Here is a 15,954-nt window from a genome sequence, read left to right on the forward strand (position 1 = left end):
GCATGCAAAAAACCCCTCTTCGTCTCAAACGAAAAGGGGTCCAATATGTATGGGCTATATCTTCCTAGGCGATGCGAAACACACGCGGTTTCTCTGTGTGTGGGAGGAAAGAGAGGTCTACGTGCGTGGACGCTTCTTCCATGCCAATATCGTTTGCCAACAGCAATGCCTCTTCCTGGAAGGTCGGCGTACAGCTGCCTTCATTCAGTTCACAGAGACGTTTCAATCGCTTCAGTCTCTCTGCGGATTTCTCCACTCTCATGCCTTCATTCGTCAGCTCACAAACGTTGACGTGACGAGCATCAGCGATCATGCTGATATCATTCACATGGACAATCAGTCTTTTGCCTTCTTCCGTAACAAAACCGATCGAGCAAAAATGCGCACCTGACATTTCCAAACGAGTGAGAACAGCATTGGCGTAAACTTCTCCCGTCCGCAGGCGAATCTGTCCTGCTTCAATGGCTCCGCCGATTTTCCGCTCGTTGGCGATCACCGTATACATATCCGTGTAACCGTTAATCTGATAGCGCATGGTACCCTCCCGCTCTCGATGAGACTAATTATCATTAACAATGCCATCGTATAATGAAAATCATTATCTGTCAATAATGAGAATGATTTTTATTCTAGAATAAAAAAGCCACACTCCATTTGTATGGTAGTGTGACCCAATTACCTCGCCTTTATTTTGTTTTCGTAAATAACCCCAACCGCTCAATTCGCTGAACCGCTTCTGCGAGACGCTCTTCATTTGATAACAAAGCCGCTCGCACATAACCCTCACCTGTCGGACCAAAGCCATTTCCTGGCGCTACGACGACATGCGCTTTTTCCAAAAGCAGGTCAGAGAACTCCACGGATGTGAAGCCGCTTGGAACAGGAAGCCAAGCAAAAAACGACCCTTGAGATGGTGGCGCCTGCCAGCCAATCCGATGCAGATTGGAGTACAAAGCATTGCGGCGGCTTTCGTAGACAGCAACGAGATCGCGAACGCACTGCTGTGACTCCGTCATCGCTTTGGCTGCCGCCATCTGTACCGCTCCGAACAGACTGACGAAGTAATGGTCCTGAATGAGATTAATCAGACGAACCAGCTCGCGATTTCCTACCATAGCACCAACACGCCAGCCTGCCATGTTGTACGTTTTGGACAAGGTATAAAATTCTACACCCACTTCTTTTGCACCCGGAACCTGCATGAAGCTGACTGGCTTTTTCCCGTCATAGCTGATCGCCCCGTAGGCGAAGTCGTGGCAAACAACGATTTCATGTTTTCGAGCAAAACGAATGGTTTCCTCATAAAACTCGAGTGGTGCATTAACTGCTGTCGGATTGTTCGGATAGTTGAGAAACATCAGTTTCGCTCGATCCAAATCAGTTTGGGAGAGCTGGCTGTAGTCAGGCAAGAAGTCATTTTCCGCCTTCAACGGCATCATGACCATCCGTCCGTCTACGACAGCAACACCCGACCAATAATCCGGATAGCCTGGGTCTGGAACCAGTGCAACATCGCCTGCATTCATAAGGACTTGGCAAATCTCTACGAGTCCGGTTTTGCTGCCGAACAATATCGCGACTTCTTCCTCCGGATCGAGGTCCACATCAAATTCTTGCTTATACCAATGAGCCACTGCCTGCTTCAGTTCCACGCGTCCCTGAAAAGGCGGATATTTGTGATGGAGTGGTTGTGCCGCTTGCGCCTGTAATTCTTCAATAATGTGTGGCGGTGTCGGCAAATCAGGATTGCCCTGCCCTAGGTTTATGACGTCATGGCCTTGCGCAATGACCTTGTTTACTTTTGCCACCAGGGTCGCAAAAAACTGGGTAGGGAGTCGATCAATCATGTCGGAGGGTTGAATGCGCATCTTTCTTCCATTCCTTTCTTGGGCCCAATACAGTAAAACCCCCTTTTTCCATACAGAAAAAGGGGGAGATCAGCTTGGTCACGTCCTTATCTGTCAGGAAAAAATCCTGCTGGAATTGGCACAGCATCTGTCCATCGCATAGAACAGATCCGCTGCCGGGCTTCATAGGGCCAGTCCCTCCACCTCTCTGAATAAGTCAAACACACGGAATATACTGTTTTTTCGTCTATATCATACTACTTGAGCACGTAAACCGTGTCAAGATGCTTGATTCTGTAAGGGTACCTGATGCCTTCTTTTTTGAAAAGATGTGTGGAAGGCAAAGAATGCGACAGACAACAGACACAAGCCCGCCATCACGAACAATAGTCCCTGCGCATGAATCGATTGGAAAATGAAGGCGCCGAGAAGTGGTCCGAGCATCCGCCCAGCAGATCCAGTCCCTGCAATCAGACCTTGAATGAAGCCTTCTCGTCCCTCTGGCGTAAACTGTGCCGCTACTGCCGGCACCGCTGGCCACACGAGCATTTCTCCCAGCGTCATGATGAACATGCCTGCAACAAAGCCTGCATAAACCGTTGATTGAGACAAAATCAACATCGACATGGCAAAAATATAAGCGCCCAAGAGCATTTGTGCTTTTAGCGTACGGGCAAAGCGTCGTATGACCCACGCAATCAATGGTTGACCAAACAGGATCAAACCGCCGTTCAGCGTCCACAACAGACTGTATTGACGGAGTGAAATGCCCAGGGATTGCATATAGGTCGACAGCACCGTTGTCCATTGTACATAGACAATCCAGCTAATGAGCAATCCTCCGCATAAGAGCAGCAATGCTCCCCATACGACCTTGGTCTCTTGCTGTGGTTCTCGTATAAGTTCTCCCTCTGCTTGTTCGGGAGCAGTCGTCTGCAATTGACGTTTTTGCTCTGCCAGTTTTAACTGACGCGGCAAAATGAGCATAAACATCGTCAGCACAATTACTTGTGTGATCGCATTTCCGAAAAACGTCCAAGCAAACGAAACGCTTGCCAAGAAGCCGCCTAAAGCAGAGCCGGCAGCTACACCCACATTGAGTGCGACGTAAATCAGATTGATTCCTTTACGGCCTCCCTCCGGCCATAAAACCACTGCCAGCGCATTCATAACGGGAGAAAGGGATCCATAAAACAAACCATTCAATAATAACAGTAGGACATATACGGTAAAATCTTGTGTAACACCTAAACAGACCGAAATGATCATTCCACCGATGGAGCCTACAACAATGGTGCGCATTTTACCCCAGCGGTCAAACATCATCCCGCCGACAATACTCCCGATCAGGAATGCGCCTTGATTTAAAAGCAACAAGAAGCCGGCTACAGTCAGCGGCTTTCCGAGATGGTTGTGAATATAGATCGTGACCAGCGGCCAAATACACGCCATTCCGGTAGAAAAAATGACGGCAGCAATCGCCAATAAACGAATGCTGCTCGGATAGGATTCCCACTTTTGCCTCATGGCTTACTTCTCACCCCGATGGAAATCGCCGCTTTTTCCGCCTGTTTTGGATTGCAGACTGGTCGGACCGATTATCATTTCTTTATCCATGGCTTTGCACATGTCATACACCGTCAAAGCCGTTACACTGACAGCGGTCAACGCCTCCATCTCGACGCCTGTTTTCCCTGTCGTCTTCACGGTTCCTGTAATCGCAAGCGTCGTTTCATCTACAAAAGCAAATTGTATGTCGATGCCAGTCAATGGCAGCGGATGACACATCGGGATGATTTCCCACGTCTTTTTGGCAGCCATGACACCTGCTACCTGCGCAACTGCGAGTACATCGCCCTTTTCGATTCGACCTTCACGGATTCGGGCGAGTGTTTCGGGTTTCATGCTGATTTGGCTCTCGGCTACAGCCACCCGTTTTGTGACGTCCTTCTCAGACACGTCCACCATCCGCGCTCGATTTTGTTCATTAAAATGTGTTAATTGATCAGTCATACGAGTATCTTTCCTCCTCTATCTTCTCCTACCTTACTCCCGCCGCTGGTTAAAAGCAATGGGAATGTAGAGGACATCGTTTCGTTATCTTGCTCATCCACTCCCAAAAACGTACGAAGAACAGGTGCTGGAGGTATACTGTGCGTACACAGCTCAAAGGAGGCGTATGGAAATGGAAACGATGAAGGATCAGACGGTACGTTGGTCAATGCTTGTGCATGGTGATTGGACTATTTATTTGGCTGCAACGGCTGCCGGACTTTGTTATGTCGGCTCAGTCAACCAGCCTTTTGCTGAATTGGAAGCGTGGGTTGAAAAGCATCGCCCACAAAGTGCACTGGTGCAAGACGACCCATGGCTAAAGCCTTTTGCAACAGAACTGATGGAATATATGCAAGGAACGCGCGAGCACTTTTCCATGAATTGCGACCTCTCTGGAACGCCTTTTCAGCTCGCTGTCTGGGAAGCACTCCGTCAAATCCCATACGGTCAAACGGCATCGTACACCGACATTGCAAACATCATTGAAAAGCCTGCTGCTGTTCGTGCAGTCGGTGCAGCAATCGGTGCCAATCCGGTTCTCATTACAGTCCCCTGCCACCGCGTTGTCGGTAAAAACGGTTCACTGACTGGCTATCGTGGAGGACTGCCCATGAAGACAACTCTGCTTGATCTGGAGCAAAAGTCGAATCGGGGTGTGAAGCATGGCTAGTTCACTGACAGAAAGGATCGCTGCACTTGACTGGCATTCCCTGCAACAGAAGTTGGACGAACAAGGGTATGCAGCTTTTCCTTCCTTAATAGGCTCGAATGCGTGCGAAGAATTAATCGCTTCGTATGGACAGGATGATCTTTTTCGCAATACGATCCAGATGGCACGGTACCGTTTCGGTGAAGGGGAGTATCGTTATTATCAGGCTCCCCTTCCCTCACTTTTGCAGGAGCTTCGCGAAGGCTTTTATCCGATGCTTGCGCAGACTGCGAATCGGTGGCTCGAAATGCTTGGACGTGAAGCTATTTATCCTGCTACCCTCCCTGATTTTTTGGCGCAATGTCACGACCAGGGGCAGCTGCGCTCTACTCCATTGATTTTGAAATACGAAACGGGTGGCTACAATTGTTTACATCAGGATATGTACGGCGAGGTGTTCTTCCCGTTTCAAGTCGTGTTTGCCTTGAATCAGAAGGAGAAGGACTACACTGGCGGAGAATTTCTGCTGATGGAGCAACGGCCGCGCGCGCAGAGCCGGGGACATGTGATAACCTTGGACCAAGGCGCTGGACTGATTTTCCCGACATCCTATCGTCCTGTGCAGGGAACGCGAGGCTTCTATAAAAACACGCTGCGCCACGGTGTCAGCACGATTACCTCAGGAAAGCGCTACAGCCTCGGAATTATTTTTCATGATGCAAAGTGAGGAACGCATAATATGAAGAGCATCCTTTCCTATAAAATGCCGAAAACCCTCCTCAATAAAGGAAGCGGATTTCTTGCGGATTACACCCACTCGCTCAATCCGTATACGGGCTGTTCTTTCGCCTGCTCTTATTGCTATGTTCGGCAAATGCCTGTCTCTTTGTTTCGCAACGAGCAATGGGGCACATGGGTTGACATTAAGCAGCAAGCAGCCGATTTATTGCGCAAGGAGTTAATACGGGCTAAGAAAAAAGGAAAGGTAACCATCTTCATGTCTTCGAGTACAGACCCGTACCAGCCCATCGAACAAACGGAAAAGGTAACGAGGTCTTTACTCGAAGTCATGGTAGAGCATCCACCCGATTTTTTGCTGGTGCAGACGAGAAGTCCCTTGGTTTGGCGGGATGCCGATTTGTTACTCCTGCTGGGTGATCGCGTCCGCGTCAGCATGACCGTCGAGACCGATTTGGAGGAGATTCGCAGGCACTTTAGCCCACAAGCTCCCCCCATTCAAGCGCGGCTTAAAACACTCCAGCGTTTGGCGGAAGCAGGCATCCCTACACAAGCAACCATTGCCCCTGTTTTGCCTAGCAGTGAGTCATTCCCGGAGATTTTGCGCCCCTTGGTAACACGTGTCTGTGTCGACGACTTTTATATGGGAGATGGCAGCGGCGGTAAACGAACGAAAAGAAACGGCATTCCTGCTCTCTATGAACAGCTTGGACTAGAAAAATGGTATGATCCTACCGCCTATCGGATCGTCTATGATCGGCTATTACGTATTTTTCCCCCGAACCAGATCTATTTGAGTCAGGAAGGCTTCGCTCCTTAGAATCAACCGCTGATTGAAACACCCCATTCATTGGCAACTTTGATCAGTTTATGATATCGTCTAGCCTAGAGTGTAGTATCATCCAGGGAAATGAGGAATTGTCTTGACCATTACGATCTTGTTATTTGCCGGACTCGCTGAACGTGCGAATGCCCGGGAAGTACAGTTGACCCTATCTGAAGGCGCGACCGTCAGCGACCTACTGCAAGCAGTGGAAAGAGAATATCCTGCGCTCTCTGCGCTTTTGGGCAGTTGCTTTGTCTCCATCAATCATGAATATGCGGCGAAAAATCAGGTCATTTCAGCCGACGACGAGATTGCCCTGTTACCTCCTGTAAGCGGCGGAGAAGAAGACCCGCGCTTCGCCATTACCGAGGAGCCCATTTCTGCGGACAAGTTGGTTCGTCTGGTGAGCAACCCGCATGCAGGCGCAATCCTTACTTTTGTCGGAACTGTTCGGGAATTTACCCATGGTCAGCGCACCGTGTATTTGTCCTATGAAGCATATGCCCCTATGGCTGTTGAAAAAATGAAGCAGGTCGCAGCAGAGATCGAGGAACGCTGGCCGGGAGCGCAAGTCGCGATGCACCATCGTATCGGTAACTTGGCTGTAGAAGAAATTGCGGTTGTTTGTGCCGTTGCAACAGCGCATCGAAATGAATCGTTTGAAGCAGGCCGTTACGCCATTGAGCGACTCAAAGAGATCGTTCCCATTTGGAAAAAAGAAATGTGGGAAGATGGAAGCGAATGGAAGGGACATCAGCAAGGACCGTGGAATCCGCTTGCGATGCCAGAAGGAAAGGTGGAGTAACGCCTTGGATACTCGCTATTCCCGTCAGACATTGTTTCATCCGATCGGGCGCAGTGGACAGGAAAAATTGGGGCAAAGCCGCGTAGCGATCGTCGGCATGGGAGCACTTGGAACTGTTCTCTCCAATCATATGGTCCGTGCTGGAGTAGGTTTTGTCCGCATCATTGACCGCGACTTCGTCGAGCCGAGCAACCTGCAGCGTCAAATGCTCTACGACGAATCCGATGCAGCCGAGCATTTGCCAAAAGCAATCGCCGCTCACGCCAAGCTGACAAAGATCAATTCAGCTGTCACGATCGAACCGATTGTCGCAGACCTTACCGCTTATAATGCGGAGGAATTGCTGGCAGATGTCGATCTCGTTCTGGATGCGACGGATAATTTTCAGGTGAGATATCTCGTGAACGATGTTTGCGTTAAGCATAGTATTCCGTGGGTGTACGGTGGCGCTGTGAGTGCGACTGGAACATTTACCGCGATTCGTCCAGGGATCACGCCTTGCTTACGCTGCCTTTTCCCTGAAGCACCAAACCCGGGTGAGATGCCTACCTGTGACACGGCTGGCGTCATCGGACCAATCATTCACATCGTCGCCTCCTATCAGGCAACAGAAGCATTCAAGCTGTTAGTTGATGCAACGGATGAGCTTAATCCGAATTTGGAGCACTTTGAGATTTGGCATAACCGCCATCAGCAAATCAAGGTGGTCAATGCCCGCCGAGACGACTGTCCGACATGTGGGCACAAGCAATTTTCGTTTTTGCAGCCGGATACCCAGGATGGACAAGCTGTTTCGCTTTGCGGTCGAGACACCGTACAAATCTCGCCCGCCGCTGCCTTGACACTTGATCTGAACGCATTGGCTGATAGACTCTCCCCTTTGGGACAAATCGAGCAAAACAAATTTTTGCTGCGTTTCCGTGTCGATACATACACGCTCGTCATTTTCCCGGATGGTCGTGTCCTCGTGCAAGGCACAGATGACATCAGCCTAGCACGTTCGCTCCATGCCAAGTATATCGGCGCGTAACTGGTACCCGTAATGAAAATAAGCTGTCCCAGACCGTCATCCGGACGAAGGGGCAGCTTTTTTATCTGTTTGAACAAATGTAATCGTAAACGTGGTACCAATCCCTACTTCACTCTCAACGACGATCGTGGCCTGATGCAAATCGATTATTTTTTTCACGATTGCCAGTCCCAGGCCACTGCCCGAATTGGCTCGGTTCCGCGATGGGTCCGCCTTGAAAAACCTTTCGAAAATGCGCTCCTGATTTTCCTTGGATATCCCGATTCCCGAGTCGATTATTTTCACGAGTACGTCTCCGTTTACCCTCTCCAGCTTTACGTTAATTTTCCCGCCTGCCTCCGTGAATTTGATGCTGTTGCCAAGCAAGTTAGTCCAGACTTGGTTCAGCATATCTTCGTCGGCGACGATTTCGACTTTTTCCAAGTCTATGTCCATTTCAATCTCTTTCGCCATCCATTGCGGCTCGCATGCGAGGATGATTGCGCGTAGTTGCGTGTCCAGCCGATACCGCTTCCGCTCTAAATCATGCTGGATGCCCTCTAGCGCAGTGAGTTTAAGCAGGTTGTCACTGATCTTGGACAGGCGCTTGCTTTCCGACTCGATAATCTCCAAGTAACGTTTACGATCTTCTGGGCTCAGTCTTTCATTATGCAGGGCGCGAGCAAACCCGCTGATCGACGTCAAGGGCGATTGAATTTCGTGGGAAACATTGGAGATGAACTCCTGCCGCAGCTTCTCCATCTCGTTTAATTGCTCCGCCACGTGGTTGATGCCCTCCACCAACTCCCCCCATTCATGCGCCAGCTTGATATCGAGATTGACCCGAAAATCCCCCATGGCGATCCGTCTGAGCGCATCAATCAATGGTTGAAACCTGCCCCGATGTCTTGGCATGGTGAAGAAAGAAATGATCATGCCTACCCCAATAAACAGGATGCAGCTCAAAACTGAATTGACCAACGTTTTTACAAGATCATGGGGATCATAGTCCATATAGCCATAAAAGAGAGAGGTAATCCCGTATGCACCTAGCCCGCACAAAGCAAAAACAGCACATAAGCCCACTACGCCTGCGATTTTCAGCAAAACATGGGGACGTTCTGGCCTCCTCTTTTTCATACGACGATCTCCAAACGATAACCAAGTCCCCGGACTGTCCGGATCAAAAAGCCGTACATCGCTTCCGGAAATCGCTCCCGCAATCGGTTGATGTGCACGTCTACCGTACGCTCATTGCCTTCAAAATCATAGCCCCATATTTGTTCGATCAGCTGCTCGCGGGAGATGGTCTGCCCGGGATAGCTGGCCAGTTTGAACAGCAGCTCGAACTCCTTTAGTGGAATGCTCCATGTTTTCGTGCCACTGGCGACTGCAAACGTTTTACGATCAAGCAGCAGTTTTCCTGCTTGAACCTGATGCGAAGCGGCAATCCGGTAACGCTTGAGCAGCGCTTTTACCCGGACGACCAGCTCCTGCGGATCAAACGGCTTCACCAAATAATCGTCTGTCCCTAGCTCGAAGCCTTTGATTTTTTGTGATGTCTCTCCCTTGGCAGTCAGCATGAGTAAGGGAAAATCGTAATGCTTGCGAAGCTTTCGGCACAGCTCCCAGCCATCCATGTTCGGCATCATAATGTCAAGAATCACCAGTTGTGCCTGAACCGACTCTAGTTTGTCCAGTGCCTCCTGTCCGTCTGCGGCTTCCACTATCGTAAAGCCTTCATTGCGCAAAAAGACGCTGACGAGCTCGCGAATATGCGGATCGTCGTCGACTACCATAATTGTGGTCACGTTCTACACCCTCTCTTTTACGAGCAATTGCTGACTAGCCAATTCGCGGTACATCGCATGGGTTTGAAAAAGCTCTTCATGTGTACCCATCCCTGTGATTTTTCCCTTTTCCAAAAAGATGATTTGATCTGCTTCCACCACAGTCGACAAGCGATGGGCTATCACGAGGGTGGTACGTCCCTTCATCAAATTTTGCAACGCCTTCTGGACGATCATCTCGGAATTGCTGTCCAAGCTAGAGGTCGCTTCATCCAGCATCAAGATTTGCGGGTCACGAAGCAGTGCACGGGCAATGCCGATTCGTTGGCGCTGTCCACCCGATAGCTTCATGCCTCGCTCCCCTACTTCTGTTTCATAGCCATTCGGCAATTCCTCAATAAATTGATCCGCATAGGCCATCTTTGCCGCCTCCTTCAGTTCCTCCTCGCTAATCGTCCGTGAAATCCCGTAGCAAATATTTTCTCGGATGGTTCCGGCGATCAAAGGACTTTCCTGGGATACGTATCCGATTTGACTTCTCCATGACTTCAAGGAAAAATCCGTGATGGGATCATTGCCCAGCCTGATTTCTCCATTCAGTGGCTGATAATACCTTTCGACCATTGAAAACAACGTCGTTTTGCCGCTGCCGCTCGGCCCGACAATCGCATTTACTTTTCCGGCCCCAATCGTAAAGCTGACATCGTCAAGAATCGTTTCCCCGTTCTCATACGCGAAGCTAACATGATTCACATGAATCGGCAGCCCTGCGTTATCAAGGGTCCGTCCTGCCAGAAGATCTTCTTCCTCTGCTTCCAGTGTCGCAATGATTCTCTCTGTTGCCCCCATGGCCTTTTGCAAGGAGGTGAAAAACTGTGTGAATTGCCCCAGCGGTATGACAATTTGCACCAGATACAAAATAAACGCGACCAGCTCACCAGCTGTCAATGCTCCCGAGGACACCCGCATGCCGCCATAGCCGATGACAACCACGAGCAGCACCATCAGGATAAAGGACATTAACGGTCCAATGATGGCTTGGACTCTTCCTTCTCTCAACCCGAATCGGAACAGGTTTCCGATTGCCTTTGTCCCCATCCCCAATTCGTACACCTCGGCATTGGAGGATTTTACGAGCCGCATCTCCTGAAGCACCTGATTCATGATCGTTGTAAAGCTCGCAGTCTCATCTTGCAATCCTTTTGAAATTTTGTACATTTGGCTGCCAAGCGGCAGGAGAATCCCCATGCACAACGGAACAGCAACGAGCATCGTTAAGGTCATTTGCCAATCGAGGTATAGCAACGTCACGACGGAACCAACAATCGTGATCAATCCGGTGAAAAAGCTGGATAATTGATCACTGATCAGGCTTTTCACGACGCCCGTATCGTTGGTCATTCGACTGATCGTCTCACCTGTCCGGTTGTTGTCATAATAAGAGATCGGCAGGACGAGAAGCTTTTTCCAGAGTCGTTCACGGAGCGAAGCTACCACACTTTCGCCAACATGGTTTAATAAGTAGATGGACAGCCCTCCCGCAATGGCTTGTGCAACAAAAGCGACGACCAAAAGCACAATTTGTCCTGCCGTGATCGTAGCTAAGGAAAAGCTGTCGACCAAGTCTTTTGTAAAGAGCGGAATCACTAAAGTAACCAGTGTGGTGGCGATGCTCATGAACAATGCGACACCGATTTTTAGCTTGGATGGTTTTGTTTCCTTAATTAATCGAAAGAAAGGCCTCCAGTTTCCCCATTTCGCTACGCGATTGGTCTGTTCCATTCGTTATTTCTCCCCTTTTTCTCCACTCATTTCTCTTGCAAGAGATAAGATACTGCATGAATGTAAACGAAATATAAACGGGATAATAATTGAAGTGCGTGCAATTTTCTTCTTTCTAATAAGAAGACGTTCGTGATCCAATTTTCTTTACCTATGATTTTTGTATAATAATGATGAATTTGGGGTAGAAGCCGGGAAACAAATCGTATATAATAGGTTCGTAATGAAGAAACGAAACAACGTTTCACCTGGTGAAACTCCAAGTTATTATAGGGAGGTTGTATACATTGGCTAACAAAGATGCTTACAAAGTAAAGTCATCCCTGCAAGTAGGCGACAAGTCTTTTGCTTACTATCGCCTGCAAGGGTTGGAAGAACAAGGTTTGGGCGATGTTTCCAAACTGCCGTTCTCCATTAAAGTTCTGCTCGAGGCTGCTGTTCGTCAGTTCGACGGCCGTGCAATCACGAAAGAACACGTACAACAATTGGCGACCTGGACAAAAGGCCGCGACGAAAACCAAGAAGTACCTCTCATGCCTGCTCGTATCGTACTGCAAGACTTCACTGGTGTACCAGCTGTAGTTGACTTGGCAGCAATGCGCATCGCGATGAAACGCGCTGGTGGAGATCCAAAACGAATCAACCCATTGGTTCCAGTTGACCTCGTTATCGACCACTCCGTCATGGTTGACGATTTCGGTAACGCGTCCGCTCTGGACAACAACATGAAATTGGAATTCGAACGCAACCAAGAGCGCTACCGCTTCCTGCGTTGGGCACAAACTGCGTTTGACAATTTCCGTGCGGTTCCTCCAGCTACTGGTATCGTTCACCAAGTAAACTTGGAGTACCTCGCTACTGTAATCGCTACTCGCGAAGTTGATGGCGAATTGGTTGCTTTCCCTGACTCTCTGGTAGGTACTGACTCCCACACCACTATGATCAACGGTCTTGGTGTTCTTGGATGGGGTGTTGGTGGTATCGAGGCAGAAGCAGGAATGCTCGGCCAACCTCTGTATTTCGTAACGCCAGAAGTAGTTGGTTTCAAACTGACTGGCACACTGAATGCTGGTGCAACTGCAACTGACCTCGCTCTGACTGTTACGCAAATGCTGCGTAAAAAAGGCGTTGTAGGTAAATTCGTGGAGTTCTACGGACCAGGCCTGTCCAACATCTCGCTGGCTGACCGCGCTACCGTAGCGAACATGGCACCTGAGTACGGCGCTACAATGGGCTTCTTCCCAGTAGATGCTGAGACACTCAACTACATGCGTCAAACTGGTCGTGAAGAAGACCTCATCTCCTTGGTTGAAACTTACACCAAAGCACAAGGCCTCTTCCGTACTGACGAGACTGTTGACCCAGTATTCTCCGAAACATTGGAACTGGATCTGTCCACTGTCGTACCTAGCTTGGCTGGTCCAAAACGTCCTCAAGACCGCGTAGAACTGACTGCTATGAAGGAATCCTTCAATAACAGCTTGCGTACGCCGATCGACAAAGGCGGATTTGGTCTCTCTGAAGAGAAAATCGCAGCTAGCGCACCAGTTGCTTATGCAAACGGTGAAACAGCTACGCTGAAAACAGGTGCAGTTGTTATCGCAGCGATCACTTCCTGTACCAATACATCAAATCCTAGCGTAATGCTGGGTGCAGGTATCCTGGCGAAAAAAGCTGTGGAAAAAGGCCTGAAAAAGCCTGCTTTCGTAAAAAGCTCCCTGGCTCCAGGTTCCCGCGTAGTTACGCAATACCTGACTGACGCTGGTCTGATCGACTCCTTGGATGCTATCGGATTCAACGTAGTAGGTTATGGTTGCACCACTTGCATCGGTAACTCCGGTCCATTGCCAGAGGAAACCAGCAAAGCAATCGCTGACGAAGATCTGACAGTTGCAGCGGTACTCTCCGGTAACCGTAACTTCGAAGGCCGTATCCATGCACAGGTAAAAGCGAACTACCTCGCTTCTCCTCCATTGGTTATCGCCTATGCACTGGCAGGTACTGTAGATATCGACCTGACTACAGAGCCAATCGGTACTGGCAAAGACGGTCAACCTGTATTCTTGAAAGACATCTGGCCTTCTCCACAAGAGATCGCAGCTGCAATGGACAAAGCTATGAATCCTGCTCTGTTCCGCGCTGAGTACGGCCAAGTGTTCACGCAAAACGAAGCTTGGAACAAAATCGACGTTCCAACTGGCGACCTGTACGAGTGGGATGAAAAATCCACGTACATCCAAGAGCCGCCATTCTTCCAAAACCTGGCTGGAGAAATCGCTAAAATCGCAGACATCAAAGCAGCGAACACGATCGCACTCTTCGGTGATTCTGTGACAACTGACCATATCTCCCCAGCTGGTAACATCTCGCCAACTAGCCCAGCAGGTCTGTATCTGCAAGCAAACGGCGTAGAGCGCAAAGACTTCAACTCCTACGGTGCTCGTCGTGGTAGCCACGATGTAATGATGCGCGGTACATTTGCAAACATCCGTATCCGCAACCAAGTAGCTCCTGGAACTGAGGGCGGCGTAACCAAATACTTGCCAACTGACGAAGTAATGTCCATCTACGATGCTTCCATGAAGTATCAAGCAGACGGTACTCCACTCGTTGTACTGGCTGGTAAAGAGTACGGTACTGGTTCTTCCCGTGACTGGGCAGCAAAAGGTACATTCCTCTTGGGTATCAAAGCGGTTATCGCTGAGAGCTTCGAGCGTATCCACCGTGCTAACCTGGTTGGTATGGGCGTTCTGCCTCTGCAATTCGCTGGTGACCAAAGCTGGAAGTCCCTCGGCATCGACGGTACTGAGTCCTTCAACATTGTAGGCCTCTCCGATGATGTTCAACCTGGCCAACGCGTAAAAGTAGAAGCTACTAAGAAAGACGGCAGCACTTTCGAATTCGAAGCAATCGTGCGCCTCGATTCCATGGTAGACGTAGACTACTACCGCAATGGTGGTATCCTGCAAACGGTTCTGCGTCAATTGCTGGATGAAGGTAAACCAGTAACTGCGTAAGCAAACGATTAAAAAATAAGTTCGTATCAGCACCCACCCAACGAAAAGGGCAGACTCCGAGTATTCGGCAGTCTGCTCTTTTTACGTTTCCAGCCAGACACATGGTTGTCGTTTGCAGGCCACTCTACACATGGCCTGCTTTTTGTTATCTCTTCCCGGTAGGCCACGCTTAAGTGGAAGATACGGTGAATACGCATGGAAGAGGGAACCGTTTCCCAGAAAAAGGGAGGGATTCGTGATGAAACAGTTGTTTCGCGAAACCTGGATTGAGGTAAATCTCGATGCCATCAAGAAAAACATTCGAGCGATACGTCGGCATATTCCTAAACAGACGAAAATCATGGCGGTTGTAAAAGCGAATGCCTATGGCCATGGTTCTGTTGGAGTAGCCCGCCATGCCCTCGAATACGGGGCTACTTCCCTCGCTGTCGCCATTCTGGAAGAAGGTATCGTCTTACGAAAGGCAGGAATTGTAGCCCCTATACTCGTGCTGGGATTCACTCCTCTTTCACGTGTCAAAGAGGCGGTCGCCTGGAATATTGAGCTGTCTGCCTTCCAGACTGATTGGATCAAAAAAGCCGATAAAATTGTCAAATCAACAGCTTTCTCCAATCGTCTGAACATCCATATCAACATCGATACAGGTATGGGACGTTTGGGCGTACGGACAAGATCTGGGTTGCTTTCAGTCGTGAAGGCCTTAACGTCAAGCTCTTCCCTTGCATGGACAGGAATCTTCACTCATTTTTCCACTGCGGATGAACCCGATCACACATTGACCAAAGCGCAACACGAGTTGTTTGTTCAATATCTTCGTTATCTGAAGGAAAAAGGGTTCGAGCTTCCGACCGTACACATGTGCAACACCGCTGCTACCATTGCTTTTCCCGCATTCAGCGCCGATATGATCCGCCTCGGAATCGGCATGTATGGGCTGTATCCGTCCGCTTATATCCGACAACTCAATCGCGTCAAGCTCGTTCCGGCGCTCAGCTTGAAATCGCGCTTCTCCTATGTAAAGACCATGCTGACGCCACCGTATACGATCAGTTATGGTGCTACATACATAGCAAAGCGCGGAGAGGTCATCGGGACGATTCCAATCGGTTATGCCGATGGTTATTCGCGCGCACTCTCTAACCGGGGATTTGTTCTGTATCGAGGCAGACGGTTGCCGATCGCAGGGCGAGTGACGATGGATCAGATGATGGTCAGCTTGGGAGAAGGCATTGGAAAGCAAGGCGATGAGGTCGTGATTTACGGCAAGCAAGGAAACCGCGAGATTACTGTCGATGAGATTGCCGAAATGCTCGGGACGATCAACTATGAAGTCGTTGCCACCCTCAGTAATCGCATCCCTCGCTTGTTTTTGGAAAAAGGGGTGGTTGTCGAGATCTCTCATCTGTTGCCGGAAGGTTAAATGAGGCAGCCTTGGT

The 15,954-nt window shown here is 49.5% G+C and carries 14 protein-coding genes and 1 riboswitch; of the genes, 7 read left to right on the top strand and 7 right to left on the bottom strand.

Annotation, left to right across the window (positions count from 1 at the left end; translation table 11 throughout):
* Nucleotides 1-64: 64 nt before the first annotated feature.
* The 4 genes from HPY28_RS19875 to moaC form a co-directional block, all read right to left on the bottom strand.
* Nucleotides 65-535 (bottom strand): hypothetical protein, encoded by a 471-nt coding sequence (locus HPY28_RS19875; RefSeq protein WP_017250466.1) that lies wholly within the window; start codon nucleotides 533-535, stop codon nucleotides 65-67.
* A 151-nt stretch (nucleotides 536-686) separates the two neighbouring features.
* Entirely contained in the window at nucleotides 687-1,868 is a 1,182-nt protein-coding gene (locus HPY28_RS19880) for a pyridoxal phosphate-dependent aminotransferase (protein ID WP_017250467.1), read from the bottom strand.
* A gap of 83 nt (nucleotides 1,869-1,951) precedes the next feature.
* Nucleotides 1,952-2,066: riboswitch (SAM riboswitch) on the bottom strand.
* A 60-nt stretch (nucleotides 2,067-2,126) separates the two neighbouring features.
* Complete coding sequence (locus HPY28_RS19885) at nucleotides 2,127-3,374, bottom strand: MFS transporter (protein WP_173623683.1); 1,248 nt, start codon at nucleotides 3,372-3,374, stop codon at nucleotides 2,127-2,129.
* A gap of 3 nt (nucleotides 3,375-3,377) precedes the next feature.
* Complete coding sequence (gene moaC, locus HPY28_RS19890) at nucleotides 3,378-3,860, bottom strand: cyclic pyranopterin monophosphate synthase MoaC (protein WP_017250470.1); 483 nt, start codon at nucleotides 3,858-3,860, stop codon at nucleotides 3,378-3,380.
* A gap of 172 nt (nucleotides 3,861-4,032) precedes the next feature.
* On the opposite strand from moaC, the gene HPY28_RS19895 reads away from it, so the two are divergent.
* The 5 genes from HPY28_RS19895 to HPY28_RS19915 all read left to right on the top strand — a co-directional run bounded on the left by HPY28_RS19895 (nucleotide 4,033) and on the right by HPY28_RS19915 (nucleotide 7,950).
* Nucleotides 4,033-4,572, top strand: a complete 540-nt coding sequence (locus HPY28_RS19895; protein WP_173623684.1) for a methylated-DNA--[protein]-cysteine S-methyltransferase — start codon at nucleotides 4,033-4,035, stop codon at nucleotides 4,570-4,572.
* The gene (locus tag HPY28_RS19900) at nucleotides 4,565-5,278 is read left to right on the top strand and encodes a 2OG-Fe(II) oxygenase (RefSeq protein WP_173623685.1); all 714 of its coding nucleotides are present in this window, start codon (nucleotides 4,565-4,567) and stop codon (nucleotides 5,276-5,278) included. Before HPY28_RS19895 ends, HPY28_RS19900 begins: the two co-directional genes overlap by 8 nt.
* A 12-nt stretch (nucleotides 5,279-5,290) precedes the next feature.
* On the top strand, nucleotides 5,291-6,109 hold the full coding sequence (locus HPY28_RS19905) for an SPL family radical SAM protein (RefSeq protein ID WP_174231241.1): 819 nt from the start codon (nucleotides 5,291-5,293) through the stop codon (nucleotides 6,107-6,109).
* A 103-nt stretch (nucleotides 6,110-6,212) separates the two neighbouring features.
* Entirely contained in the window at nucleotides 6,213-6,920 is a 708-nt protein-coding gene (locus HPY28_RS19910) for a molybdenum cofactor biosynthesis protein (protein ID WP_017250474.1), read from the top strand.
* A gap of 4 nt (nucleotides 6,921-6,924) precedes the next feature.
* Complete coding sequence (locus HPY28_RS19915; RefSeq protein ID WP_017250475.1) at nucleotides 6,925-7,950, top strand: ThiF family adenylyltransferase; 1,026 nt, start codon at nucleotides 6,925-6,927, stop codon at nucleotides 7,948-7,950.
* 36 nt (nucleotides 7,951-7,986) lie between these two features.
* Here HPY28_RS19915 and HPY28_RS19920 read toward each other — a convergent pair whose 3' ends face one another.
* Genes HPY28_RS19920 through HPY28_RS19930 form a run of 3 tightly spaced genes read right to left on the bottom strand, consistent with a single transcriptional unit; the run spans nucleotide 7,987 to nucleotide 11,501 of the window.
* Nucleotides 7,987-9,069: a sensor histidine kinase gene (locus tag HPY28_RS19920; protein ID WP_174231242.1), complete on the bottom strand. Its 1,083-nt coding sequence runs from the start codon at nucleotides 9,067-9,069 to the stop codon at nucleotides 7,987-7,989.
* Nucleotides 9,066-9,740, bottom strand: a complete 675-nt coding sequence (locus tag HPY28_RS19925; RefSeq protein WP_069847628.1) for a response regulator transcription factor — start codon at nucleotides 9,738-9,740, stop codon at nucleotides 9,066-9,068. The genes HPY28_RS19920 and HPY28_RS19925 overlap by 4 nt, the downstream gene beginning before the upstream one ends.
* A gap of 3 nt (nucleotides 9,741-9,743) precedes the next feature.
* A complete protein-coding gene (locus HPY28_RS19930; RefSeq protein WP_174231243.1) occupies nucleotides 9,744-11,501 on the bottom strand; it encodes an ABC transporter ATP-binding protein in 1,758 nt (585 codons plus the stop codon).
* 287 nt (nucleotides 11,502-11,788) lie between these two features.
* Between HPY28_RS19930 and acnA the strand changes: the two genes are divergently transcribed.
* The gene (gene acnA, locus HPY28_RS19935) at nucleotides 11,789-14,518 is read left to right on the top strand and encodes an aconitate hydratase AcnA (protein WP_017250479.1); all 2,730 of its coding nucleotides are present in this window, start codon (nucleotides 11,789-11,791) and stop codon (nucleotides 14,516-14,518) included.
* Nucleotides 14,519-14,756: 238 nt separating this feature from the next.
* Complete coding sequence (gene alr, locus HPY28_RS19940; RefSeq protein ID WP_174231244.1) at nucleotides 14,757-15,938, top strand: alanine racemase; 1,182 nt, start codon at nucleotides 14,757-14,759, stop codon at nucleotides 15,936-15,938.
* Nucleotides 15,939-15,954: the final 16 nt, after the last annotated feature.

This window comes from Brevibacillus sp. HB1.2 (assembly GCF_013332495.1).
Lineage (GTDB): Bacteria > Bacillota > Bacilli > Brevibacillales > Brevibacillaceae > Brevibacillus > Brevibacillus porteri.

Excerpts from the sequence above, each read along its gene's own strand:
- HPY28_RS19920 (WP_174231242.1), bottom strand. The coding sequence starts at position 9,069 with ATGAAAAAGAGGAGGCCAGAACGTCCCCATGTTTTGCTGAAAATCGCA.
- HPY28_RS19930 (WP_174231243.1), bottom strand. The coding sequence starts at position 11,501 with ATGGAACAGACCAATCGCGTAGCGAAATGGGGAAACTGGAGGCCTTTC.
- HPY28_RS19895 (WP_173623684.1), top strand. The coding sequence starts at position 4,033 with ATGGAAACGATGAAGGATCAGACGGTACGTTGGTCAATGCTTGTGCAT.
- alr (WP_174231244.1), top strand. The coding sequence starts at position 14,757 with ATGAAACAGTTGTTTCGCGAAACCTGGATTGAGGTAAATCTCGATGCC.
- HPY28_RS19885 (WP_173623683.1), bottom strand. The coding sequence starts at position 3,374 with ATGAGGCAAAAGTGGGAATCCTATCCGAGCAGCATTCGTTTATTGGCG.
- HPY28_RS19900 (WP_173623685.1), top strand. The coding sequence starts at position 4,565 with ATGGCTAGTTCACTGACAGAAAGGATCGCTGCACTTGACTGGCATTCC.
- HPY28_RS19905 (WP_174231241.1), top strand. The coding sequence starts at position 5,291 with ATGAAGAGCATCCTTTCCTATAAAATGCCGAAAACCCTCCTCAATAAA.
- moaC (WP_017250470.1), bottom strand. The coding sequence starts at position 3,860 with ATGACTGATCAATTAACACATTTTAATGAACAAAATCGAGCGCGGATG.
- HPY28_RS19880 (WP_017250467.1), bottom strand. The coding sequence starts at position 1,868 with ATGCGCATTCAACCCTCCGACATGATTGATCGACTCCCTACCCAGTTT.
- HPY28_RS19875 (WP_017250466.1), bottom strand. The coding sequence starts at position 535 with ATGCGCTATCAGATTAACGGTTACACGGATATGTATACGGTGATCGCC.